The organism is Actinoplanes sp. NPDC049802, assembly GCF_040656595.1.
Classification (GTDB): domain Bacteria; phylum Actinomycetota; class Actinomycetes; order Mycobacteriales; family Micromonosporaceae; genus Actinoplanes.
Genome location: NZ_JBFAMR010000063.1, coordinates 18,821 through 41,889, shown reverse-complemented (window position 1 = coordinate 41,889; position 23,069 = coordinate 18,821). Strand labels below are relative to the sequence as shown.

General features: G+C 72.9%; 23 protein-coding genes. 15 read left to right on the top strand and 8 right to left on the bottom strand.

The window, feature by feature from the left end; genetic code table 11:
• Positions 1-55: 55 nt before the first annotated feature.
• Genes AB0I88_RS31730 through AB0I88_RS31695 form a run of 8 tightly spaced genes read left to right on the top strand, consistent with a single transcriptional unit; the run spans position 56 to position 7,271 of the window.
• The gene (locus AB0I88_RS31730) at positions 56-2,086 is read left to right on the top strand and encodes a bifunctional aldolase/short-chain dehydrogenase (RefSeq protein ID WP_361032980.1); all 2,031 of its coding nucleotides are present in this window, start codon (positions 56-58) and stop codon (positions 2,084-2,086) included.
• Positions 2,083-3,480, top strand: a complete 1,398-nt coding sequence (locus AB0I88_RS31725; protein WP_361032977.1) for a rhamnulokinase family protein — start codon at positions 2,083-2,085, stop codon at positions 3,478-3,480. Before AB0I88_RS31730 ends, AB0I88_RS31725 begins: the two co-directional genes overlap by 4 nt.
• A gap of 3 nt (positions 3,481-3,483) precedes the next feature.
• On the top strand, positions 3,484-4,218 hold the full coding sequence (locus tag AB0I88_RS31720; protein ID WP_361032974.1) for a (Fe-S)-binding protein: 735 nt from the start codon (positions 3,484-3,486) through the stop codon (positions 4,216-4,218).
• Positions 4,215-5,642 carry a lactate utilization protein B gene (locus AB0I88_RS31715; RefSeq protein WP_361032971.1) on the top strand — a complete coding sequence of 476 codons (1,428 nt, stop codon included), beginning with the start codon at positions 4,215-4,217 and terminating at the stop codon, positions 5,640-5,642. Before AB0I88_RS31720 ends, AB0I88_RS31715 begins: the two co-directional genes overlap by 4 nt.
• 30 nt (positions 5,643-5,672) lie before the next feature.
• A complete protein-coding gene (locus AB0I88_RS31710) occupies positions 5,673-5,945 on the top strand; it encodes a hypothetical protein (protein ID WP_361032968.1) in 273 nt (90 codons plus the stop codon).
• Positions 5,927-6,526: a lactate utilization protein C gene (locus AB0I88_RS31705; protein WP_361032965.1), complete on the top strand. Its 600-nt coding sequence runs from the start codon at positions 5,927-5,929 to the stop codon at positions 6,524-6,526. Before AB0I88_RS31710 ends, AB0I88_RS31705 begins: the two co-directional genes overlap by 19 nt.
• A complete protein-coding gene (locus AB0I88_RS31700) occupies positions 6,523-6,720 on the top strand; it encodes a hypothetical protein (protein ID WP_361032962.1) in 198 nt (65 codons plus the stop codon). Before AB0I88_RS31705 ends, AB0I88_RS31700 begins: the two co-directional genes overlap by 4 nt.
• Positions 6,717-7,271, top strand: coding sequence for a hypothetical protein (locus AB0I88_RS31695; RefSeq protein ID WP_361032959.1), 555 nt, complete (start codon positions 6,717-6,719; stop codon positions 7,269-7,271). The genes AB0I88_RS31700 and AB0I88_RS31695 overlap by 4 nt, the downstream gene beginning before the upstream one ends.
• Before the next feature lie 244 nt (positions 7,272-7,515).
• Here the strand turns inward: AB0I88_RS31695 and AB0I88_RS31690 are convergent, their stop codons facing one another.
• Positions 7,516-8,151 (bottom strand): hypothetical protein, encoded by a 636-nt coding sequence (locus AB0I88_RS31690; protein ID WP_361032956.1) that lies wholly within the window; start codon positions 8,149-8,151, stop codon positions 7,516-7,518.
• Positions 8,152-8,577: 426 nt separating this feature from the next.
• Positions 8,578-8,955 (bottom strand): response regulator, encoded by a 378-nt coding sequence (locus AB0I88_RS31685; RefSeq protein ID WP_361032953.1) that lies wholly within the window; start codon positions 8,953-8,955, stop codon positions 8,578-8,580.
• Between the two features lie 35 nt (positions 8,956-8,990).
• Here AB0I88_RS31685 and AB0I88_RS31680 point away from each other — a divergent pair, with 35 nt between their 5' ends.
• From AB0I88_RS31680 to AB0I88_RS31655, 6 genes are all read left to right on the top strand, one after another.
• Complete coding sequence (locus AB0I88_RS31680; RefSeq protein WP_361032950.1) at positions 8,991-11,306, top strand: histidine kinase dimerization/phospho-acceptor domain-containing protein; 2,316 nt, start codon at positions 8,991-8,993, stop codon at positions 11,304-11,306.
• Between the two features lie 93 nt (positions 11,307-11,399).
• Entirely contained in the window at positions 11,400-12,488 is a 1,089-nt protein-coding gene (locus AB0I88_RS31675) for an efflux RND transporter periplasmic adaptor subunit (RefSeq protein ID WP_361032947.1), read from the top strand.
• A 56-nt stretch (positions 12,489-12,544) separates the two neighbouring features.
• Positions 12,545-13,624: an efflux RND transporter periplasmic adaptor subunit gene (locus AB0I88_RS31670; RefSeq protein WP_361032944.1), complete on the top strand. Its 1,080-nt coding sequence runs from the start codon at positions 12,545-12,547 to the stop codon at positions 13,622-13,624.
• A complete protein-coding gene (locus tag AB0I88_RS31665) occupies positions 13,621-14,331 on the top strand; it encodes an ABC transporter ATP-binding protein (RefSeq protein WP_361032941.1) in 711 nt (236 codons plus the stop codon). The genes AB0I88_RS31670 and AB0I88_RS31665 overlap by 4 nt, the downstream gene beginning before the upstream one ends.
• Positions 14,328-15,500, top strand: coding sequence for an ABC transporter permease (locus AB0I88_RS31660; protein WP_361032938.1), 1,173 nt, complete (start codon positions 14,328-14,330; stop codon positions 15,498-15,500). The genes AB0I88_RS31665 and AB0I88_RS31660 overlap by 4 nt, the downstream gene beginning before the upstream one ends.
• 7 nt (positions 15,501-15,507) lie before the next feature.
• Positions 15,508-15,993 (top strand): hypothetical protein, encoded by a 486-nt coding sequence (locus AB0I88_RS31655; RefSeq protein ID WP_361032935.1) that lies wholly within the window; start codon positions 15,508-15,510, stop codon positions 15,991-15,993.
• A 220-nt stretch (positions 15,994-16,213) separates the two neighbouring features.
• On the opposite strand, the gene AB0I88_RS31650 is transcribed toward AB0I88_RS31655, so the two are convergent.
• The 5 genes from AB0I88_RS31650 to AB0I88_RS31630 are packed head-to-tail and all read right to left on the bottom strand — an operon-like array spanning position 16,214 to position 21,713.
• The gene (locus tag AB0I88_RS31650; protein WP_361032933.1) at positions 16,214-18,547 is read right to left on the bottom strand and encodes an MMPL family transporter; all 2,334 of its coding nucleotides are present in this window, start codon (positions 18,545-18,547) and stop codon (positions 16,214-16,216) included.
• Positions 18,544-19,293 (bottom strand): DUF2993 domain-containing protein, encoded by a 750-nt coding sequence (locus tag AB0I88_RS31645; protein ID WP_361032930.1) that lies wholly within the window; start codon positions 19,291-19,293, stop codon positions 18,544-18,546. The genes AB0I88_RS31650 and AB0I88_RS31645 overlap by 4 nt, the downstream gene beginning before the upstream one ends.
• 51 nt (positions 19,294-19,344) lie before the next feature.
• Positions 19,345-20,673: an ATP-binding protein gene (locus AB0I88_RS31640; RefSeq protein WP_361032927.1), complete on the bottom strand. Its 1,329-nt coding sequence runs from the start codon at positions 20,671-20,673 to the stop codon at positions 19,345-19,347.
• Between the two features lie 35 nt (positions 20,674-20,708).
• Complete coding sequence (locus tag AB0I88_RS31635) at positions 20,709-21,404, bottom strand: response regulator transcription factor (RefSeq protein WP_361032924.1); 696 nt, start codon at positions 21,402-21,404, stop codon at positions 20,709-20,711.
• Positions 21,405-21,455: 51 nt separating this feature from the next.
• Positions 21,456-21,713 (bottom strand): DUF3040 domain-containing protein, encoded by a 258-nt coding sequence (locus tag AB0I88_RS31630; protein ID WP_361032921.1) that lies wholly within the window; start codon positions 21,711-21,713, stop codon positions 21,456-21,458.
• A gap of 76 nt (positions 21,714-21,789) precedes the next feature.
• Between AB0I88_RS31630 and AB0I88_RS31625 the strand changes: the two genes are divergently transcribed.
• Positions 21,790-21,942 (top strand): hypothetical protein, encoded by a 153-nt coding sequence (locus tag AB0I88_RS31625; RefSeq protein WP_361032918.1) that lies wholly within the window; start codon positions 21,790-21,792, stop codon positions 21,940-21,942.
• Positions 21,943-21,954: 12 nt separating this feature from the next.
• Here the strand turns inward: AB0I88_RS31625 and AB0I88_RS31620 are convergent, their stop codons facing one another.
• Positions 21,955-23,058 (bottom strand): M20/M25/M40 family metallo-hydrolase, encoded by a 1,104-nt coding sequence (locus tag AB0I88_RS31620; protein WP_361032915.1) that lies wholly within the window; start codon positions 23,056-23,058, stop codon positions 21,955-21,957.
• Between the last annotated feature and the right edge of the window lie 11 nt (positions 23,059-23,069).

Sequence of the window (23,069 nt, the reverse complement as noted above, 5' to 3'; positions counted from 1 at the left end):
GCGTAATCTACCGGTAACTCTGAAACGTTTCACTCCGATTGAAGAGCGGACGCCCATGACCAACCCCGTAGTCTCCGAGCTCCTTGCGCGCTCCCACCGCCTCGGCGCGGACCCGCGGACCACCAACTACGCAGGCGGCAACACCTCCGCCAAGGGCGCCGACATCGACCCGGTCACCGGCGTCCCGGTCGACCTGGTGTGGGTGAAGGGCTCCGGAGGCGACCTCGGCACGCTGACCGAGAAGGGCCTGGCCGTGCTGCGCCTCGACCGGCTCCGCGCGCTCACCGCGGTCTATCCGGGCGTCGACCGCGAGGACGAGATGGTCGCCGCCTTCGACTACTGCCTGCACGGCAAGGGCGGCGCCGCCCCCAGCATCGACACCGCCATGCACGGTCTGGTCGACGCCCCGCACGTCGACCACCTGCACCCGGACGCCGGCATCGCGATCGCCACCGCCGCAGACGGACCGGCGCTCACCAAGGAGATCTTCGGCGACCGCGTCCTCTGGATCGGCTGGCGCCGACCCGGCTTCCGGCTCGGCCTCGACATCGCCGCCGCCCACAAGGCGAACCCGCAGGCCATCGGCGTCATCCTGGGCGGGCACGGGATCACCGCGTGGGGCGCGACCAGCGACGAGTGCGAAGCCAACTCACAGGAGATCATCAACACCGCCGCGGCCTACCTCGCCGAGCACGGCCGCAGCGCGCCCTTCGGCGCGACGGTCCACCAGCCCCTCCCAGAGGAGGTACGACGTGAGCGCGCGGCCGCCCTCTTCCCGGTGATCCGGGGTCTCGCCTCCACCGACCGCCCGCAGGTGGGGCACTTCGACGACAGTGACGTGGTCCTCGACTTCGCCGGCTCGCAGCGCCTGGCCGAGCTGGCCGCCCTCGGCACCTCCTGCCCCGACCACTTCCTGCGCACCAAGGTGAAGCCGCTGGTCGTGGACACCGCGCCGGACGCGCCGCTGGACGAGGTGGTGACCCGCCTGCGGCAGCTGCACGAGGCGTACCGGGCGGACTACCGCGCCTACTACGAGCGGCACGCCACCCCGGAGAGCCCGGCGATCCGCGGCGCCGACCCGGCGATCGTGCTGGTCCCCGGCGTGGGCATGTTCTCCTTCGGTGCCGACAAGCAGACCGCCCGGGTAGCCGGCGAGTTCTACGTCAACGCGATAAACGTGATGCGCGGCGCCGAGTCGGTGTCCCGGTACGCCCCGATCGACGAGGCCGAGAAATTCAGGATCGAGTACTGGGCGCTGGAGGAGGCCAAGCTGGCGCGGAGGCCGAAACCGAAACCGCTCGCCACCCGCATCGCCCTGGTCACCGGCGCCGGCTCTGGCATCGGCCGGGCCATCGCGCTGCGCCTCGCCGCCGAGGGCGCCTGCGTCGTCGTCAGCGACCGGGACACTACGGCCGCAGCGAAGGCGGCCGCCGAGATCGGCGGACCCGACATGGCCGTGGCGGTCACCCTCGACGTCACCGACGAGGACGGGGTGGCCTCCGCCGTACGTGCAGGGGTCCTGGCTTTCGGTGGGGTTGATCTGGTCGTCAACAACGCCGGCCTGTCGCTGTCGAAGTCGCTGCTCGACACCACCGCCCGCGACTGGGACCTGCAGCACGACGTGATGGCCAAGGGCTCCTTCCTGGTGTCACGGGAGACCACCCGGGTGCTGATCGCGCAGGGCATGGGCGGCGACATCATCTACATCTCCAGCAAGAACTCGGTCTTCGCGGGGCCGAACAACGTGGCGTACGGCGCGGCCAAGGCCGACCAGGCGCACCAGGTGCGCCTGCTCGCCGCCGAACTCGGCCCGCACGGCGTCCGGGTCAACGGCATCAACCCCGACGGCGTGGTCCGCGGCTCCGGCATCTTCGCCGGCGGCTGGGGCGCCGACCGGGCCGCCGTCTACGGGGTGCCGGAGGAGAAACTCGGCGAGTTCTACGCCCAGCGCACCCTGCTCAAGCGTGAGGTGCTCCCGGAACACATCGCCAACGCGGTCTTCGCCCTCACCGGCGGCGACCTCACCCACACCACCGGCCTGCACATCCCCGTCGACGCGGGCGTCGCGGCGGCGTTCCTCCGATGAGGAGCTCTCACGACGCCGTCGGCACCTTCGCAGCGGTTGATCTGGGCGCGTCCAGCGGGCGCGTCGTGGTCGGCCGGTTCGACGACGGCGACCTGCGCCTCGACATCGTGCACCGGTTCCCCAACGAGCCGGTACGCGTCGGCGGCACGCTGCACTGGGACATCCTCGCGCTGTACCGCGGGATGCTCGACGGCCTGAAAGCGGCCGGACCGGTGCACAGCATCGGCATCGACTCGTGGGCCGTCGACTACGGCCTGCTCGACGCCGACGGGGCGCTGCTCGGCAACCCGGTCCACTACCGGGACGGCCGCACCGACGGCGTCGCCGACCGGATCAAGGATCTGTACGACGTCTGCGGCCTGCAGAAACTGCCGTTCAACACGGTGTACCAACTGCTCGCGGCGCAACCGACCGCCCAGTACGAGGCGGCCCGGCGGCTCCTGATGATCCCGGACCTGCTCGCCTACTGGCTGACCGGCGAGATCGGGGCCGAGTACACCAACGCCTCCACGACCGGGCTGCTCGACGTGCGTACCCGGGAATGGGCTCTCGACCTGATCGGTGAGCTGGGACTGCGGGCCGACCTGCTGCCGCCGGTGCGCCATCCCGGATCGACGATCGGGCACCACCGGGGCACACCCGTGGTGGCGGTCGGCTCGCACGACACGGCCAGCGCCCTCGTCGCCGTTCCCGCCGAGGGCGCCGATTTCGCGTACATCTCCTGTGGCACCTGGTCGCTCGTCGGTCTGGAGCTGGACCACCCGGTGCTGAGCCCGCGGTCGCGGCAGGCGAATTTCACCAACGAGGGCGGCGTCGACGGAACGATCCGCTATCTGAGGAACGTCATGGGATTGTGGCCCCTTCAAGAGTGCCTGCGCGAGTGGAGTTCGCCCGACCTGCCCCGGCTGCTGAGAGCGGCGGCGGCCGAACCGGGCCTGGCCCACGTGGTCGACCTCGACGACCCGCTGTTCCTGCCGCCCGGCGACATGGAGGGACGGCTGCGCAAGGCCGCCGGGCTCCCGGCCGACGCCGGACGGGCCACGATCGTGCGCTGCATCCTGGACAGCCTGGCGCTCGCGCACCGGCGTGCGGTGCGCCAGGCCCAGGACCTCGCCGGCCGGAGCGTGTCCGTGGTGCACCTGGTCGGTGGCGGCGCGCACAACGAGTTGCTGTGCCGGCTCACCGCGGACGCCTGCGGGCTGCCGGTGCTGGCCGGGCCGGTCGAAGCCACCGCCATCGGCAACCTGCTCGTGCAGGCCCGTGCCGCCGGGGTCGTCGCGGGCGGACTGGATGCGCTGCGTGCCCTGGTGCGCGAGACTCAGCACATCGTGCGTCACCCACCCGGTGATTCCGGACTGGACTGGGACACCGCTGCCGCACGACTGAGGAGGTGACCCGTGCGGATCGCGTTCTTCGCCACCTGCCTGGCCGACACCCTCTTCCCGGAGGCGGCCAAGGCGACCGTGCGGCTGCTCGAACGACTCGGCCACGAGGTGGTGTTCCCGTCCGAACAAACCTGCTGCGGGCAGATGCACATCAACACCGGCTATCAGAAAGAGGCGTTGCCACTGGTCAAGCGCTATGCGGCAACCTTCGACCCCTATGACGTGATCGTCGTGCCGTCCGGCTCCTGCGCCGGGTCGATCCGGCATCAGCACGCCCTGGTCGCCGGCGGCTACGGCGACGCCGGGCTCGCCGCGCGCAGCGCGTCCGTGGCCGCCCGCACCTACGAGCTGTCCGAGCTGCTCATCGACGTGCTCCAGGTGGAGGACGTGGGCGCCTACTACCCGCACCGGGTCACCTACCACCCGACCTGCCACAGCCTGCGCATGATCCGGGTCGGCGACAAGCCACTGCGGCTGCTGCGGCAGGTCCGCGGGCTCGACCTGGTCGAACTTCCGGCCGCCGAGCAGTGCTGCGGATTCGGCGGCACCTTCGCGATCAAGAACGCGGAGACGTCCACCGCCATGCTCGCCGACAAGATGACCAACATCGTGTCCACCGGGGCGGACGTGTGCACGGCCGGTGACACCTCCTGCCTCATGCACATCGGCGGCGGGCTGTCCCGGCTGCGCACCGGCGTCAAAACCGTCCACCTCGCCGAGATCCTGGCCTCGACGGAGTCCGCATGACCACCTTCCTCGGCATGCCGGCGACCGCACCGCGCGGCGTCGGCCACCTCCGCGGTGACCGGTCGTTCCCGCGCGCCGCCCACGACGCCCTCGGCGACTCGCAGCTGCGGCGCAACCTGCGGCACGCCACCAGCACGATCCGCGGCAAATCCGGCCGGGTCATCGCCGAGCTGCCCGACTGGCAGGCGCTGCGCGACGCCGGATCGGCGATCAAGGCCGACGTGATGTCCCGGCTTCCCGAACTGCTGGTCCAGCTCGAGTCCCGCGTCATCGAGGCGGGCGGTGTGGTGCACTGGGCCGCCGACGCCAACGAGGCCAACCGGATCGTCACCGGGCTGGTCCGGCAGACCGGCTCCGAACGGGTCATCAAGGTCAAGTCGATGGCAACCCAGGAGATCGGGCTCAACGAGGCCCTCGAAGAAGCCGGCATCACCCCCGTCGAGACCGACCTCGCCGAGCTGATCGTGCAGTTGGGTGACGACAAACCCAGCCACATCCTCGTCCCGGCCATCCACCGGAACCGGTCCGAGATCCGGGAGATCTTCCTGCGCGCCATGCCCGGCGTCGATCCCGCGCTCACCGACGACCCGCCGGTGCTGGCGGCGGCCGCCCGGCGCTACCTGCGCGAGACGTTCCTCTCCACCACAGTGGCGGTCAGCGGCGCCAACTTCGCCATCGCCGACACCGGCACCCTCGGAGTGGTCGAGTCCGAGGGCAACGGGCGGATGTGCCTCACCCTGCCGGACACCGTGATCACCGTGATGGGCATCGAGAAGGTACTGCCCACGTGGCGGGACCTGGAGATCTTCCTGCAACTGCTGCCACGGGCGTCGACCGGCGAGCGGATGAACCCCTACACCACCATGTGGACCGGCGTCACCCCCGGCGACGGGCCACAGAACTTCCACCTCGTGCTGCTCGACAACGGCCGCAGCGCGGTCCTCGCCGACACCGTCGGCCGGCAGGCGCTGCACTGCATCCGCTGCTCGGCGTGCCTCAACGTGTGCCCCGTCTACGAACGGACCGGCGGCCACTCGTACGGGTCGGTCTACCCCGGCCCGATCGGCGCCGTGCTGTCCCCGCAGCTCACCGGCATCGAGGACAACGCCTCCCTGCCCTACGCCTCCTCCCTCTGCGGCGCCTGCTTCGACGCCTGCCCCGTCAAGATCGACATCCCGTCGATCCTGGTGCACCTGCGGAACAAGGCGCCCCACCCCCCGGCGGAGAGAGCCGCGATGGCGGCCGCCGCCTACACCATGGACCGTCCCAAGCTGTACGCCGCCGCCCAGCGGGCGGCGAAGATGGCCCGGATCGCCGGCCGTCGCGGCCGCGGCCTGCCGCCGCCGCTGTCCGGCTGGACCGCCGGGTGCGACCTTCCCGAATTCCCGAAACAGACCTTCCGCGATTGGTGGGCACAGCGATGAGCGCGGGTATTCCCCACGACCCGGCCGCGGGTGGCATGGGCGTGGACGGGCCGGCTGCGGATCGTGCGGTCCCGGCCGATCCGGCCGCGGGTGGCCCGGCTGCGGATCGTGCGGTCCCGGCCGATCCGGCCGCGGGTGGCCCGGCTGCGGATCGTGCGGTCCCGGCCGGCCCGGCTGCGGGTGGCATGGGCGTGGACGGCCTGGCTGCGGATCGTGCGGTCCCGGCCGATCCGGCCGCGGGTGGCCCGGTCGGTGGAGGCTCGGGCGGTCCGGCCGTGGCCGGGGTGGGTTCGCGTGAGCTGATCCTGGACCGGGTGCGGGCCGCTCTGCGGGACGCGCCGGTCGTCGCCGAGGCGCCCCGGGACTACCGGCCTGCCGGGACGAACAAGGCCGACCTCGAGGTGCTGATCGATCGGCTGGTCGACTACAAGGCCGAGGTCTACCGGGTCAGCTCCGGTGAGGTGGCGGCCACCGCGGCACGCATCACCGGCGACGGTGGCGCGGTGCTCGTGCCGCCCGGGCTCCCCGAGGAGTGGCGTCCCGAGGGCGCCTACGTGGACGACGGTCTCACCCCGGACCGCATCGCCTCCGCCGGTGCCGTCCTCACCGCGGCGGCCATCGCCGTCGCCGAGACCGGGACCATCGTCCTCGACGCCTCACCCGACCAGGGACGGCGCATCATCACCCTGCTCCCGGACGTGCACCTCTGCGTCCTCCGACCCGGCCAGGTGGTGGCGTCGGTGCCGGACGCGGTCGCCCGCCTCGATCCGCGGCGGCCCCTGACCTGGATCAGCGGCCCGTCCGCGACCAGCGACATCGAACTCAATCGCGTCGAAGGCGTGCACGGCCCCCGTCATCTGCACGTTCTCATCCTCGACACTTGAGCGGCGAGGCCGCCGCCTGTCCCCAGGGCGTCCCCGCCATGATCAACAAGGCGCAGCGCATGTACGACTCCAAGCAGTTCACGATGACCGAGATCGCCTCCTCCAGGGACGCCACTCCCATGACCGTCCACCGCGAAATCCGTACCGCCCCCGCGACCCGGCCGGCCACGGCGCCCGCAAGGGAGGCGCAGTGAGCCGGCCGATCTGGCTGCTCGACGTGGACGGCGTCCTCAACGCCACCCGGCCCGGCTGGAGCGCCGCACCCCGCAACGGCACCGCCTACGGCGGCGGCCACCCGTACCGGCTGCGCTGGGCACCGGCCCTGATCGACCGCATCCGGGCACTGCACGACGCTGGAAGCGTCACCCTGCGCTGGTGCACCACCTGGTGCGCCGACGCCGACCAGGTCGAACGGCTGTTCGCGCTGCCACGGCTGGAACGCGCCTGGACCGACCCGATCAGCCACAGCGCGGCACCCGCGGTCAAACTCGCCACCGCCCGTACCGTTCTCGACCATGGCCACCGGCTGATCTGGACCGACGACGACGCCGTGCCCACCAGCGGACCGGCACACGACCAACTCGTCGCGACCGGCCGGGCCCTGCTGATCGCACCGCTACCCAACCGTGGTCTGCAGCCCGAGCACCTCGACACGATCGAGGCCTTCCTGTCGGACGCATCAGTGCCGCACACCGGCACTGATGCTCCGGAGACCGACCGCCGCCTGCTCGGCGACACCGCATGAGTCGCCGGCGCAAGCAGACGATCACCGGTCACGCGGTTTCGTGACACCCGTGGCGTTTGCGGTGTACCTCAATCGAACATCCCCGGGATCGGTGATTCGAAGTCCAACGCAATGGTGATCTCGCCCGGCCCGGTCAGCCCAAACCTGACCGCACGATCGGCGCCGGCGGTGTCCCGGCCTTCTCCCGCAGTAGGGCGAGGTCCCGCAGTGCGTCGGTGTTGCCGCGGTCGGCGGCCTGCCGGTACTACAGGCCCTCGGCGCCGGTGGTGTCCCCGGTCTGCTCCCGCAACTGAGCCAGCTGCCGCAGTGCGTCGGTGTCGCCGCGGTCGGCTGCCTGCCGGTACAGGCCCTCGGCGCTGGCGGTGTCCCCGGTCTGCTCCCGCAACTGAGCCAGCTGCCGCAATGCACCGGGGTCGCCGCGGTCGGCTGCCTGCACCGCCAGGGCCTCGGCGGCGGTGGTGTCCCCGGCCTGGTCCCGTAGCAGGGCCAGCTGCCGTAGTGCACCGGGGTCGCCGCGGTCGGCTGCCTGCCGGTACAGCCAGATCGCGTGTTGGTAGCGGCCTCGCTGTGGAGGCGGCCCTGCCATGGCGGCCGTGATCCACAACTGACGGACCTGATCCGCGATAGGCGCGAGATCCCCACGCCCGGCGGCCCGGGCCAGTGCCACCGCGACGGTCACCGTGTCCCGCTGCCCGGCCAGCCCGTCACCGCCGATGATCTTGCCGATCAGGTCCCGGCCCGGCGACCCGGGCAGGTCGTCGTCACCGGCGATCCGCTGAGCGAGTTCAGCCAGCCGCGGCCGGTCCGCCTCCGCGTACAACCGGTAGACCACGTCTCGTAGATTCTTCGCCGGTCCGTCGGGCAGGTCCTTCTTCTCCACCGGCCGCGCCCGGCCCGGCCGGACCGAACGACAACCGGACCCGTATCACCCTGGCCGCGCTCACCGGCGTTGTCGCCGGCCTCACCCGCGCGATCACCGACTGGATCCTCGACCGTCTCGGCAGCTGACCCCGCATGCCGGGCGAGAGCACCGCGATCACGCTCTCGCCCGGCACACCCACGGCATTGCACAGCCGCGTACGGACATCCGTGCACGCGACGTGGGAGATCGAAACTGGGGAACAACACGCCCAGGACCGTGCAGCCGGCCGTGAGCGCTGCCCCACACCGGCCGAGACAGCCCCGGCAACCGGCTGGAACACACCGGCCGGCCGTCAGGGCGGCAGGGGCGTGGCGCGCAGGTGGCAATGGTGTGGAGGAGCCTGGTGACTTCGATCGAGGGCGGCGCGCGGCGTACCCGGATGATTCAGGGAAGGGCGAGGGTCTCGATGCGGGTGAGGAGGTCCTGGGCGGTGAACGGCTTGGTCAGGTAGTCGTCGGCGCCCGCGTCGAAGGCCGAGGCGGCTGCCAGCCGGTGGCCGCGTTCGGTGAGCAGCAGGATGGGGATGTCGGCCGTGCACGGGTCGGCGCGGATGGCGCGGCACAGTTGGACGGCGGTCATCGTGCGCGTGGCCTGGTCCAGGGCCGAGTCCAGGACGGCGCAGTCGGGTGGGTGGGCGTGGGCGGCGCGGAGGGCGGCCTCGCCGGTGTCGCGGGACGCCACTTCCAGGCCGGCTGACCGGAGGACCGTTTCGATGATGCGCAGCAGCGTCGGATCGTCGTCGACCACGAGGACGGAAGTCACCACAACCTCCTTGAGCGCTACCTAGAGTAAACGTCGTGTTGGCAGGCGGTGACCTGATCGGCGCGTCCTCGTGGACGGTGGGCCGTCTGTTCCGGGTGGGTGTCCTCGTCGCGCTGGCGGCGGTTCTGGCGGTCGGGGTCACCGGGTTCCTGCGCAACAACGAGATCCTGGAGGCGGAGACGGCGGTTCGCCGTTCCGGCGAGGTGCTGGGGCGGATCGAGGATCTACGGGCCGTCGTGCAGGCGGAACCGGTGGCGGGCGACGCCCTGCGGCTGCGGGTCGCCGGGTTGAGCGACGTGGCCGGAGCGGATCCGGTGCACCGGGAGTTGTTGCGGCGGGTGAGCCCGCCATCAGGCACGCAGCCCGGGGCGGGTCCCCGAACCGGCCGGGACCCGGCAGGGCAGCAGGCCGGGCAGGGGCAGGCCGGGCAGGGGCAGGCAGAGGGCGCCGGCCAGGCGGAGGCTGAGGGCGCCGCTGGGGTGGGGAGTGTGCCGGATGTCGCCGGGATGCGGGCCGCCGTCGAGGAGATGCGGCGGCATGAGCAGGCGCGGTTCGATCGCGGTCTGCGTGAACTCGGCGCCGTTTCGCGGACCAACCGCTGGATGATCGTCTGGGTATCGGCGTTGGCGGCGCTCGCCGTACTGGCCGGGGGAGGGCTGTTGGAGCGCCGCGGCACGCGGACCGCCGGCATGGCCCGGCGTGTGCGGAGCGCGCCGGCGCAGGGCCCGGCGGAGTTCGCCGGTCCTGCCGCCGCCGGGAACGAGCCGCCGGCCGCCGCCGGGAACGAGCCGCCGGCCGCCGCCGGGAACGAGCCGCCGGCCGCCGCCGGGAACGAGCCGCCTGCCGCCGCGGGGAACGAGCCGCCGGCCGCCGCGACCCGGGAGGAGGTGACCGGCCCGGCGTTCCTCCAAGCGATGCGACACGAGATCCGTACGCCGATGACCGCCCTCACCGGCATGACGGCCATGCTGCTGGAGACCTCCCTGGACGCCCGGCAGCGGGAGCTGGCGGAGACCGCGCACGCCAGCGGTTCCGCCCTGCTCACCGTGGTCGACGACCTGCTGGATCTGGCGGATGATCTCGTCCTGGAGAAGCGGCCGTTCTCGCTGCGCGGCTGCGTACGCCGGGCCATGGAGCCGGTGCTCGCCACCGCCGAGGCGAAAGGGCTGCACCTGGCCGGCCACCTGGCGCCGGGCTGCCCGGAACGGGCCGGCGGTGACGAGCGGCGGGTGCGCCGGATCCTGACGGCGCTGCTGCGGCAGGCTGTCGCCGGGACCGGGCACGGCGCGGTGACGGTGACCGTGTCGGAGGTTCCGGATCGGGGGGCGGCCGGGTCGGCGACGACGACGATCCGGTTCGCGGTGACCGACACGGGACTGGGTGTGCCGGCGGAACGGCACGCCGATGCGGGGGTGCTGCTGGCGCGGCGGCTGGCCGGGGCGATGGGCGGCGGCATCACCACGGAGAGCCGCCCGGGGGAGGGCACCACGGTCGGTGTCACGCTGCGCCTGGACGAGGTGGAGCAGCCGGGACGGTCCGGCGGCCCGTACGCGGACGGCCGCCGCCGGGTGCTGGTGGTGCTGGTGGCGCGGGCCGATCCGGTGGACCGGCGGCTGGCCCGGCGTCTGCTGGAGCGGCGCGGGCATCGTGTGGTGACGGTCGCCGACGGGGAGGCGGCCGTCGAGGCGGTGCAGCGGGACCGGTACGACCTGGTGCTGATGGGAGCCGGCCTGCGGGTGCTGGACGGACCGAACGCGGTGCGCCTGATCCACGCCGATCCACCGCCGCACGGGTCTCCGCGGATCGTGGCGATGTGCCCGGCGAACGATCCGGAGCTGGAGGACTTCGGCCGGGCCGGGGTGGACGGGACGCTCACCGAACCGGTCGACGGCGGCGAACTGGACGTGGTGCTGGCGACCGCGGCCGCGTACGCGGATGTGCGTCTCGCCGGCGCCGGACCGCTGCCCGGACCGCATGACAGCGAGCCGGACACGATCCGGGCCTGCGCCGATGTGATCGCCGGGCCGGAGGCCGAGGCGGCGGATCGTCGCCGTCTCGCCGAGATCCTGCACAATTTCGCCGACCGCCTGCCCGGGGTGCTGGACCGGATGGACGCGGCGGCCACCGACGGCGACAGCCGGAATCTGGCGCGGCTGGCGCACGGTCTCAAGGCGTCGTCGGCGACGCTGGGCGCGAACCGGTTCGCGGCGCTCTGCGCCGACCTGGAGGACCGTGCCCGCCATGCCGGTGACGATCCGGGGCCGGTGCTGCGCGACCTGCACGAGCGGGCGCGCGAGGTGAGCGACACCATGGAGTCGGTGTCCCGGCAGCTCACCCGGGCGTCGCGTTAGGCCTGGTCACACCGGTTGCGGCACAGTCGGCCATTCGGTCTGGAATCACGGAAGTCCGCAAAATCCAGTTCTGAACAGCCACAATCTACGGATGTGAGCGATGAATCGGGACGAAAGGCCAAGATTCGGTGGATCGGCGGCCTTCTCGTCGTAGCGGGCGCCGTGGCCGCCGGGATCATCCTGGCCGTCCAGCAGGAGGAGACCGTCACCCCGGCCGCCACCGTGGTCGCCGTCGCCGACCGCGGCACGGTCACCGTGGACGTGGCCACCACCGGCACGGTCGAGCCCGCCACCACCCGCAGCCTGACCTTCCCGGTGGCCGGCACGGTCGAATCGGTGTCGGTGCGCGCCGGCAACAAGGTCGGCAAGGGGCAGAGCCTGGCCGCGCTCGACGACACCGAAGCGGCCGACGACGTCACCGACGCCGAAGCCGCCCTGGCCGAGGCACAGAGCCGGCTCACCGAGGCGAGAACCGTCTCGGTACGCACCACGGCCAGCGCCACCGCCTGCGCCCGGCCCGTGGCGGCGGCCACCGGGGCCTGCGCCACCAAGGGCTACCCGGACACCGGAAGCGATCCGGTGCTCACCGCCGAACAGCAGGTCTACGAGGCCGAACGGCGGGTCGAGGAGGCCGAGAAGGCGCTCGGCGGGACGACCCTCGTGGCGCCGATCGCCGGCACCGTCGTCGCCGTCGAGGGCAGCGTCGGCGACCAGGTCGACAGCGGATCCACGTTCATCACCCTGGCCGACACGTACACCATGCAGGTGCGCGCCGACTTCCCGGAGGCCGACGCCGGAGCACTGGCGACCGGGCAGTCCGCCACCGTCACGCTGGCCGACTCGGACGACACGTACGACGCCGAGGTGGTGCAGGTCGACCCGGCCGGCACCTCCGACGGCACCCTGGTCCGCTACGGGGCGGTGCTGTCCTTCGCCGACTCTCCGGACGACCTGCTGATCGGCCAGAGCGCCCAGGTGAAGGTCCGTACCGGGCAGGTGGACGACGCGATCCGGGTGCCGTCGACCGCGGTGCACGACGTGTCCGGCGGTTCCGGCACGGTGCTGGTGCGCAGCGGCGGCCGGTCGGTCGAGCGCACCGTGACGGTCGGCCTGCGCGGCGACCAGCACACCGAGATAACCGACGGCCTGACCGAGGGTGAACAGGTTGTACGTTCCTGGTGATCGACGGAATCGGCGGAACACCGGATCACGAACCGCCCGGAAGGCATGATGGCGATGTGAAAGCGCTGCGTCGTCCCAGCACGGCGGTCAACGCCCTGCTGGCCCTGCTGATCGTCGGTGCCGGATTCTGGGGCTGGTCCCTGCTGCGGGAAACCCCGGAGACCACCGGGGCGAATGCCTCGGGAATGCGTACGGTGACCGCCACCCAGGGCACGGTGACCAAGACCGTGTCCGCGGACGGCACGGTGGCCAGCGCCTCCACCGCCACCGCCACCTTCGCCACGTCCGGAACGGTCACCTCGATCAAGGTGAAGGTCGGCGACGAGGTCGACTCGGGCGCGCTGCTGGCCCGGGTCGACCCGGCCGACGCCGAACGCGACCTGGAACTGGCCCGGGCCAACCTGGCGGCCGCCGAGGACGCCCTCGCCCGGGCACAGGAGGCCGGGACCGGCACCGACATCGCGGCCAACGCCGTCACCGAGGCCGAACTCGCCGTCGACGAGGCGGAGGCCGCGGTCGCCGGGACGAGCCTGAAAGCGCCGATGAGCGGGACCGTGGTCGCGGTGAACGGATCGCTGGGCGGGGCGAGCGCCATCGACAAGACCGGCTTCGTCGACCTCGCCGATCTGACCAAGCTCCAGGTCACCGCCGCCTTCTCGGAAGCCGACGCCACCGAGCTCAAAGAGGGCCAGAGCGCCACCATCGCCTGGAACGCGCTCGAGGGCGCCGAGGCCACCGGCGGGGTGACCGCCGTCGACCCGACCGCCACCAGCGAGAACAGCGTCGTGACGTACGGCGTGACGGTCAGCCTGCCGAACCCGCCGAAGGGCGCCAAACCCGGCCAGACCGTCACCGTCTCGGTCGTCACCGGCAGCGTGGAGAACGCTGTCCTGGTCAACTCGGCGGCCGTCGCCGGCACCGGCAACCGTAGGACCGTGACCGTCGTGGACAGCGCCGGCAGGCAGGAGATCCGCCAGGTGCGGGTGGGCCTGGAGGGCGACGACGCCTACCAGATCGTCTCGGGCCTGGCCCCCGGCGAGCGGGTGGTGCTCCCGACGGCCACCGCGGCCACCACCACGACGACCACGAACATGCGAGGCGGGTTCACCGGTGGTCCGCCGGGCGGGCGGCCATGACACCCGTTCTCGACGTACGCGACCTGACCAAGATCTACGGAGACGGCGACACCGAGGTACGCGCCCTCGACAGCGTGTCCTTCCAGGCGGAGCGGGGCGAGTACGTGGCCGTCATGGGCCGGTCCGGCTCCGGCAAGTCGACGCTCATGAACATCCTCGGCTGCCTCGACGTCCCCACCTCCGGCACCTACCTGCTGGACGGGGTGGACGTCAGCCGGCTCACCGACGCGCAGCTCGCCCTCGTCCGCAACCGGCGGATCGGTTTCGTCTTCCAGGCGTTCAACCTGATCCCCCGGACCAGTGCGGTGGCCAACGTGGAGCTGCCTCTGGCGTACCACGGGATGAAGGCCGCCGAGCGGCACCGCCGCGCCATGTTCTCCCTGGACCTGGTCGGCCTCGCCGACCGGGCCGACCATGAGCCGAACCAGCTCTCCGGCGGCCAGCAGCAGCGCGTCGCCGTGGCCCGCGCGCTGGTCACCGAACCGGCGCTGCTGCTCGCCGACGAACCCACCGGCAACCTGGACAGCCACGCCACCGAGGAGGTCCTGTCGGTGTTCGACGATCTGAACGCGGCCGGCCGCACCATCGTCATCATCACGCACGAGCCCGAGGTGGGGGCACGCGCGGACCGGCTCATCAAACTGCTCGACGGCCGGATCGTCTCCGACTCGTGGCAATCCGGACGGCACGCGGTGGGTGCGCAATGAACCTCACCGAGATCGTACGGTTCGCGTTGCGCGGCATCGGGGCCAACAAGCTTCGGTCCGTGCTGACCATGCTCGGCATCCTGATCGGCGTCGCCGCCGTCATCCTGCTCGTCGCCGTCGGCAACGGATCCGCCCAGGCCGTCGCCACCCGGATCGAGGCGCTCGGCACCAACACTCTGACGATCATGAGTACCAGCCGGGAGAGCGGCGGCCTCACCATGCGGACCGCCGAAGCCCTCGACGACCCGGTGCTCGCCCCCGGCGTGCGGTCGGTGTCCCCGGTCGTCAGCACCTCCGCCACCCTCACCTGGGAAGGGACCGAGCACGAGATCAGCTCGTTCGTCGGCACCGTGCCCAGCTGGTTCGCCGCGTCCAACTTCCCGGTCGAGACCGGGGCGATCTTCACCGACGACGACGAGGCACAGGCCCGAAGGGTCGTGGTGATCGGGCAGACCGTGGCCGACGAGCTGTTCTCCGGCGCCGACCCGGTCGGGCAGCAGGTCACCGTCGGTGGGGCGCTGTTCAGCGTGGTCGGCGTCCTCGAGGAGAAGAGCTCCGCCGGCTTCCAGGACTTCAACGACACCGCCGTCGCCCCGATCAGCGCCGTCCGGCAGGTCCTCGCCGGATACGGGCCCCTCAGCTCCATCCTCGTCGAGGCGGACGGCCCGTCGCAGGTAGACACCGTCCAAGGCCAGGTCAGCACCATCCTCGACACGAAACTGGAGCCCGGCGGCTACCGCGTGCAGAACGCCTCCCAGTTGCTGGAGACACAGACCGAGACGGCCGGCACCTTCACCACCCTGCTCGGCGCGGTCGCCGCCATCAGCCTGCTCGTCGGCGGCATCGGCATCACCAACATCATGCTGGTCACCGTCACCGAACGAACCCGCGAGATCGGCATCCGCAAGGCCCTGGGCGCGCCCCGCCGGTTGATCCTCACCCAGTTCCTCATCGAGGCCACCCTGCTCAGTGTCATCGGTGGAGGCCTGGGCGTGGCTGCCGCGGTCCTCGGCAGCCGCTTCTCGATCGTCGGCGTCCAGCCGGTGATCGTGCCCAGTTCGGTGGCGCTCGCCCTGGGCGTCTCCGTGCTGATCGGACTGTTCTTCGGTGGCCTGCCCGCCGCCCGGGCCGCCCGTCTGCGGCCGATCGACGCACTCCGTTACGAATGAGGCACCCATGACCACACACGACACCGAAGTCCTGCCGCGCCCGCCCGACCTCAACGACGAACTCGCCGCCGTCGCCCCGCGCCGCTGGTGGAACCGCACCACGATCGCCCTGCTCGGCGTCGTCCTGCTGGCCGGCGGGTTCCTCGGCGGCGTACAGGCCCACGAACGCTGGGGGTCCTCCACCACCACGTCACCCGGTTCCCCGCAGGGCGCCGGCATGCCCAGCGGCGGAATCGGCGGCCGCGGCCCGGCCGCCTCCCGGGCTCCCTCCGCGGGCGGCGCGACGGGAACGGTCAAGCTGGTCGACGGCACCACCCTCTACGTGGAGACCGCCGACGGCGAGACGGTCACCGTCCGGACCAGCGACTCCACCACGGTGAAACTCAGCCAGACCGCCACCCTGGAGACCCTCACCTCCGGCCTGCCGGTCACCGTCGAAGGCCTCCCGGACTCCGAGGGCATCATCACGGCGACCTCGGTCACGGCCGGCTGACCCATCTCTCCCTTTCCCGGTACGCCGAACCTCGTCCCGCCAAGATTCGCCGACGTCCCGTCCGTGCGGCGCGCGCTCACCGTGTGGTCCGGCCCGTGCCGCGCCCACCGGGCTGAGGTCGTCGGCCCACCCGGTCACCGGGCTGAAGTCGCTAGCCCACCCGGTCACCGGGCTGAGGACGGTGCACCCGGGCGCCGGCTCGCGGGAGAGCACCGGCCGGTCAGCGGCCCGGAGTCCACCAGTTGGCCCGGCCCAGCATGGCCATGGTGGCGGGAACCAGCAGCCCGCGGATGACGGTGGCGTCGATGGCGACCGCCACGGCCAGGCCGAGGCCGGTCATCTTGACGACGGGACTGCTGGTCAGGACGAAACCGGCGAAGACGCAGACCATGATCAGGGCGGCCGAGGTGATCACCACACCGGTCGCGGCGAGGCCCTCACGGACGGAGACGCGGTTGTCGCCCGTCGCGTCCCAGGATTCGCGGACGGCGGTCAGCAGGAAGACCTCGTAGTCCATGGACAGGCCGAAGAGCAGGGCGAACAGCAGCATCGGCACGTACGACTCGATCGGGACGGGGCCGTCCAGGCCGAGCAGGGTCACCCCCCAGCCCCACTGGAAGACGGCGGTCAGGACGCCGTAGGCGGCGGCCACCGAGAACAGGTTCATCACGGCGGCCTTGACCGCCACGACGGGCGCGCGGAACGCCGCCAGCACCAGCAGCGCGGCCAGCACCACGACCAGACCGATGACGTACGGCATACGCGCGCCCACCCGCTCGGCCAGCGCCGCCTTCATCGCGGTCGGCCCGGTGACGTGGACGTCCAGTCCGGCGGCGTCGACGGCGGCGAGACGTTCGGCGGTCGCCACGGTCGCCGGATCGCCCGGTCCGGTCTCCGGGATCACCCGGACGGTGACCGCCTGCCCGTCGGAGGACACCCGGGCCGGCTGCACCCGTTCGGCGCCGGGCACCGCTTCGAGCGCCTTGACCAGCGCGACGATCCGGGGATCGGTGACCCGCCCGCCCGGCGCGTTGCCACCCTGCCCGGAAGCGCCGGAAGCGCCGGGCGTGCCGGTGTCCGGTGGCGTGGTCGTTTCCCGGGCCGGGGACGCGCCGGGTGTGCCGGTGTCCGGTGGTGTGGTCGCGTCCCCGGCCCGGGACGCGGTGGGTGTGCCGGTGTTCGGTGGTGTGGTCGTTTCCCGGGGCGGGTAGGGCGCGTCGTTCGGCTTCCCGGCGGAAGCGGAGGGGTGCAGGGCCATCGGGACCGGAGCCGGCGGCGTCAGCTCGGCGATCACGGTGAGGGGGCCGGTGACGCCGGGGCCGAACTCCGCGGCCAGGATGTCGTAGCCGGCCCGGCCCGCGGTTCCGGGCGGCTGGTCGCCGTCGTCGGTCTGGCCCAGCCTCATGACGGTCACCGGCGCGGCCACGATCAGCAGCAGGATCGTGCCGGCCAGGGCGTACGGCCACGGTCGGCGGGTCACCCGGTCGGACAGGGCGGCCCACATCGACGGGCGGGCACGGGGCTGGAGGCGCCGCCGGCGGATCGGGAGGGAGTCGATCCTCGGGCCGAGGACCGTGAGCAGGGCGGGCAGCAGGGTCACCGCGGCGGCCACCGCCACCAGGACGGTCAGGCCCGCGGTCCAGCCCAGCGTGGCCAGGATCGGCACGCCGGCGACGGACAGGCCGGCGAGGGCGACGATCACCGTGCCACCGGCGAAGGCGACCGCACTGCCGGACGACGCGACCGTGGCGATGATCGCCTCCCGGAACGGGACTCCGGTGGCCAGCAGCGCGCGATAGCGGGTGATCATGAAGAGGGCGTAGTCGATGCCCACCCCCAGACCGATCATCGTGGCCAGGGTGGTGGCCACACCCGGCACGGCGGTCAGGTGACCGGCCAGCCCGATCACTCCCAGGCCGCAGATCAGGGTGATCAGCGCGGTCAGCAGAGGGAGCCCGGCGGCCACCAGACCGCCGAAGGCGGCGACCAGGACCACCAGCGCCACGCCGACGCCGAGGGCCTCGCTGCGGCGGGTGTCCGTGTCGGGCCGGGCCAGCGTGCCGCCGGGAAGGACCTGGTCGGCGGCGGGCGCGGCGGCGTCCATGACGGCGGCGGTCAGTTCGGCACCGATGTCGCGGGGGCTCACGTCGAACTGCACCGTGAGATAGCCGGTGTCGCCGTCCCCGGTCAGCGATCCGGCGTCGGTGGAGGGTGTGGTCACCGAGCTGACATGGTCGAGTTCCGCGATCCGGTCGGCGGCCGCCCGCACCGCCTCCTGATCGAGCGGCCCGTCCGTGGACCGCACGATGATCTGCCCGCCGGCCCCGTCCGCTCCCGGAAAGTGGATCTCCAGCAGGTCGCGCCCGCGCTGTGCGGCGCTGCCCGGCATCGTGGTGTCGTCGTCGACCGGCCGCCCGAACGCCACCACCATCGCCGCGATCGCGGCCGTGACCAGCAGCCAGGCGACGATCGTCCACCAGGGCCGCCGTACCGAGAGCCGCCCGGCCCCCGTGAACCACCGATGCGCCGGGCCACCGTCGCGTGCCGCGCTCATCGGTGCACCCTTGTTCCACTCGAGCTGAGGCCGCTGGGGGAGGGGCTCACGGCGGGCGGGGTGGAGCGGCACGCCCGGCCGCCGGAGCCGCCGAGCGCGGTGGTCAGGCCGGCGCCCGAGACGGTCAGCCGCAGGCCGGACGCGGTGGCCGCCACGGCGGTGTAGCGCAGACCCGCCGGCAGGACGGGCAGGTCCAGCGACCGGGACCGGCCGGCGCCGAGACGGTCGGCGGGCACGCGCAGACCGAGCGACGGGATCTCCACCTCGACGGGCCGGACGGTCAGGGTGGTTCCGGCGATCTCCGGTACGGCGTGGACGGTCACCGGCAGTTCCCGGCCCAGCACGGTGCGGGTGGCCGACAGGAGCAGTCGGCCCGAACCGTCGGTCGCGACCTCGACGGGGGACGGCAGTTCGTCGTACCCCAGCAGGATCTGAGCGGTGAGGGAGGCGGCCCGGGCCGCGCCGGAAGCCGGAAGGCGGACGTCGGTCGCGGTGGCTTCGACGGTGGTGTGGAAGCGGCCCACCGTGACGGCGGCGGTGACGTGGACGCGGTCGAAACGGCGGCGGGCCAGCTGGTCGAGGAAGGGCACGCCGCCGAAACTCACCGACGGCCCGGAGGTGAGGCCGGCGGCGCAGCGGAGGCGGGCGGCGAGACGGTCGGCGGCCATCGCGGCGGCCACCCGGTCGGCGGCCAGGACCGCCGTCAGCAGGGCCGCCGCAGCGCCGATGAGCAGTGATTTTCGCACCGGGCCATGTCACCAGGCGGGTGTGACGGTGTGATGCGAGCCGGATGAGAGTCAGATGGGAAGTTCGAACCAGACGGTGAATCCGTCGCCGGTGTCGATGCCGGTGGCGCCGCCGTGGTTGCGGACCACCTCGGCGACGATGGCCAGGCCCAGGCCGTAGCCGCCGGCGAACGCCCGTGCCGGATCGGCTCGCCAGAACCGTTCGAAGGCCCGCCCGGCCGCCTCCGGCGTCATCCCCGGGCCCTGGTCGGTGACCGCGACCCGTACCCGGGCGCCGTTCGCGCACGCGGTGACCCGGGCGGGGGTGCCGGGCGGGGTGTGCGCGCGGACGTTGCCGAGCAGATTGGCCAGAACCTGGCGCAGGGTGCTCTCGTCGCCGGAGACGATCACCGGCGCGCTGACGGCCATGGTGAGCGGGCGGCCGGGCTCGACGGCGCGGGCGTCGGCGACCGCGTCGTGGATGAGCACGGCCAGGTCGACGGGCTCCCGGCGGACCGGCGGGTCGGACTCCAGCCGGGCCAGGTAGAGCAGCTCGTCGACGAGCACACCCATCCGGCCGGACTCCTCCTCGAGGCGGCGCAGCACATCCGGGCGGGAGGCCAGGTCGACGACGCCGCCACGGATCAACTGCAGGTAGCCGCTGATCGAGGTGAGCGGGGTGCGCAGCTCGTGGGAGGCGTCGGCCACGAACGAGCGCATCACGGCCATCGTCGCCTGGATCCGGGCGAGCATCCCGTCGACCGCCACGGACAGCCGGCCCACCTCGGTGTGGGCCTCCGGGCTGTCCGGGCCGGGGGCACCGACCCGCCGGCCCAGGTCGCCGTCGGCGATCGCCCCGGCGATGGCGGCGATCTCGTCGAGCGGGCGCAGCCGGCGGATCACCAGCCAGCGGGCCAGGACCGTGAGGACCGCCAGCACGGTGGCGGCGGTGACGGCGGCGGTCGTGGCCAGCCGGGTGACGGTCTCCCGGACCGGGGCCAGGGGCAGGCCGATCAGCACCGTGCCGCCGTCGACCGCGACGAGCCGGACCCGGTAGGCGCCGAGCACGGTCTGCGGGCCGGCGACGGCCGGGTCGGCGCTGTCCAGCAGCGGTTCGGCGGGCAGCGGGGTGCCGCCGACCAGCCGGGCCGTGTGGCCGTCGGCGCGGCGGAACTCGATCAGGTAGTCGGTCACCGCGAGCGCCGAGCGCAGGCCCGGTTCGGGCAGGAGCGCGGCCCGCTGCCGCACCAGCGCGTCGGCCGCGGCCAGCTGGTCGTCGATCCTCTCCATCAGGTACGCCCGGAGCGCCAGCGCCGCGGTCAGCCAGGTGATCGCCAGCGCCGCCGCGGTGAGCCCGGCGACGCCCGCGACCAGTGTGAACCGCAGTGGCCGACGGCTCACGGGCCGAGCGCCGCGAACCGGGACGAACGGCCGGATCATCGGCGGTCCGCGCGCATCGCGTAGCCGAAGCCGCGATGGGTGACGATCAGCGGCGGGCCGTGCCGGTCCAGTTTGCGGCGCAGATATCCGACGTACGTGTCGACGACGTTGGACACCGAACCGGAGTCGTACTCCCAGACAGCTGCCAGGATCTGCGCCCGGGACAGCACCCGCCCGGGGTTGGTGAGGAAGTAGCGCAGCAGCCGCAGCTCGGTGGGCGACAGCGGCACCGGCGTACCGCCGCGGGTGACGGCCAGGGTCTCCTGGTCGAACTCCAGGTCCTCGTAGCGCAGCACCGGGTCGGGCCGGGCCGCCGGGCCGCCGCCGTGGACCCGGCGCAGCACCGCCCGGACCCGGGCCAGCAGCACCTCCACGTCGAACGGTTTGGTGACGTAGTCGTCGCCGCCGAACGCCAGCCCGGACACCTGGTCCTCGCGCCCGTCGCGGGCGGTCAGGAAGATGATGCCGGCGCCGAGCCCGCCGGCGCGCAGGCGGCGGCAGACGTCCATCCCGTCGCCGTCGGGCAGCATCACGTCGAGCAGCACGAGGTCCGGCGGCAGGGTGCGGGCGCGGTCGACCGCGGCCGCGGCGGTGCCGGCGGTGTCGACCGTGAAGCCGTGGAAGGTGAGCACCGTCCGCAGCAGGTCGAGAATGTTGGGCTGGTCGTCGACGACCAGGACGTGGGCGCTCATGGTCCCGCCATGAGAGCACGCCCGGATGTGAAGTCGATGAGAGCCGGGCGGTCAGCGGTCGCGGCGGTGGCGGGCGATCAGGATGACCGCGATGACGGACGCGAACACGTCCACCGTGATGATCAGGCCCGGCCACCCGAACAGCAGCATCACCGGCGGAACCAGGATGAAGAGGCCGACACAGAGGGTGGCCACGATCGGGAACCGCACCTCCGAGGCCGGCGCGGCCATCCGCGCGGCGAACTCGGGGTCGGCTCGGAGCTGGGTCTCCAGGTCGGCGAGGGTGCGCCGGTCGTCATCGCTCAGCATCGATTCCCCTCCAGGCCCCGTCGGTTACCCCAGGTCCCGCAGGCCTAAACCGTTCGGTCCGGGGAATTCAGCAGGCGTGACGAATCAACGCGAACCAGAAGAGAAGCGACCCGAGGATCTGCCGCGCCATCCGGCGGCACGTCCCCGGGCCGAGGCGGACCGGGAACTCGTCCCACCCGACGAGCCGCTCACCCCCGCCGCGGAGGAACGCCCCCGCGAACGCCGGTGACCGGCGCCGTCCTCACCCGGCCAGGCCCGAAGGACCCAGGAGAGCGGCGAGCAGGTCGGCCCGCTCGGCGATGCCGGCGGCCGACACCCATTCGGTACGCGCGTGCGCGCCGCCGCCACGGGGCGCCAGCCCGTCGACGGTGGGCCGCCCCATCGCGCCGGTCGTGTTGGTGTCCGCCGCACCGTCGGCCGGCCGTCCGTCCAGGCGCTGCCCGATCCCGGCCGCGATCTCCCGGATCCGGTCCAGCAGCGCCGCCCCGGCGTCGTCCGGCCGCCAGGTGGGCCGGTGCGACAGCAGCCGCGCCGTCACGGCCGCCCGCGCCCGGACCGGCCGCAGCGACCGCAACTCGCCGAGCAGCGCCTCCTCGTCGGCCGGGTCGGTGAACCGCAGCCCGAGGTCGGCGTGCGCGTGCCCGGCCACCACGTTGGTCCGGCCGCCGCCGGCGATCGTCCCGGTGTTCAGCAGCACCGGCCGCCGTGCCGCCACCGCGCGGAAGGCCACCAGCTGGTCGACCAGTTCGTCGATCGCGCTGGCCCCGGCGTCCGGGTCCAGCGCGGCGTGCGCCTCCACCCCGGTCACCTCGATGCGGACCCGGGTGCTGCCCCGGCGGCCCGTCTTCAGGTCGCCGCCCGGGTGCGGCGGCTCCAGCCCCAGGACCGCCCGCGCCCGCCCCGCCTCGGCGCGCACCAGGTCCACGGCGCTCGGTGAGCCGATCTCCTCGTCGGCGACGACGATCACCCGTACCTCGGGATGGGGCCGGTCCCTGATCCGGTCCGCCGCCGCGAGAAGCGCGACCAGGCCGGCCTTGGTGTCGTAGACGCCGGGACCGCGCACCACGTCGCCCTCCACCGACCACGGCATCGCGGCGAGTGTGCCGGCCGGCCACACGGTGTCGTAGTGCGACAGCAGCAGGATCGGCTCCCCGGCGACGTCCCGGGCGGGCAGGTTCCAGAGCAGATGGTCCCCGGTCGGCCGGGTCTCGCGGGCGGTCGTGAAACCGGCCCGGACGGCGTCCGCCTCCAGCGCCTCGGCCAGGGCGGCCAGCGAGCGGGCATCCCCGGTGGGTGACTCCAGGGCCGTGAGCCGGTGCAGCGCGGCGAGATGCGGTGACGACATATGCGAACGCT

Bases quoted from the DNA above. Each gene is read 5' to 3' on its own strand.
- AB0I88_RS31660 (WP_361032938.1), top strand. From the start codon at position 14,328: ATGAACCTCACCGAGATCGTACGGTTCGCGTTGCGCGGCATCGGGGCC.
- AB0I88_RS31635 (WP_361032924.1), bottom strand. From the start codon at position 21,404: ATGAGCGCCCACGTCCTGGTCGTCGACGACCAGCCCAACATTCTCGAC.
- AB0I88_RS31655 (WP_361032935.1), top strand. From the start codon at position 15,508: ATGACCACACACGACACCGAAGTCCTGCCGCGCCCGCCCGACCTCAAC.
- AB0I88_RS31715 (WP_361032971.1), top strand. From the start codon at position 4,215: ATGACCACCTTCCTCGGCATGCCGGCGACCGCACCGCGCGGCGTCGGC.
- AB0I88_RS31730 (WP_361032980.1), top strand. From the start codon at position 56: ATGACCAACCCCGTAGTCTCCGAGCTCCTTGCGCGCTCCCACCGCCTC.
- AB0I88_RS31725 (WP_361032977.1), top strand. From the start codon at position 2,083: ATGAGGAGCTCTCACGACGCCGTCGGCACCTTCGCAGCGGTTGATCTG.
- AB0I88_RS31630 (WP_361032921.1), bottom strand. From the start codon at position 21,713: ATGCTGAGCGATGACGACCGGCGCACCCTCGCCGACCTGGAGACCCAG.
- AB0I88_RS31665 (WP_361032941.1), top strand. From the start codon at position 13,621: ATGACACCCGTTCTCGACGTACGCGACCTGACCAAGATCTACGGAGAC.
- AB0I88_RS31620 (WP_361032915.1), bottom strand. From the start codon at position 23,058: ATGTCGTCACCGCATCTCGCCGCGCTGCACCGGCTCACGGCCCTGGAG.
- AB0I88_RS31650 (WP_361032933.1), bottom strand. From the start codon at position 18,547: ATGAGCGCGGCACGCGACGGTGGCCCGGCGCATCGGTGGTTCACGGGG.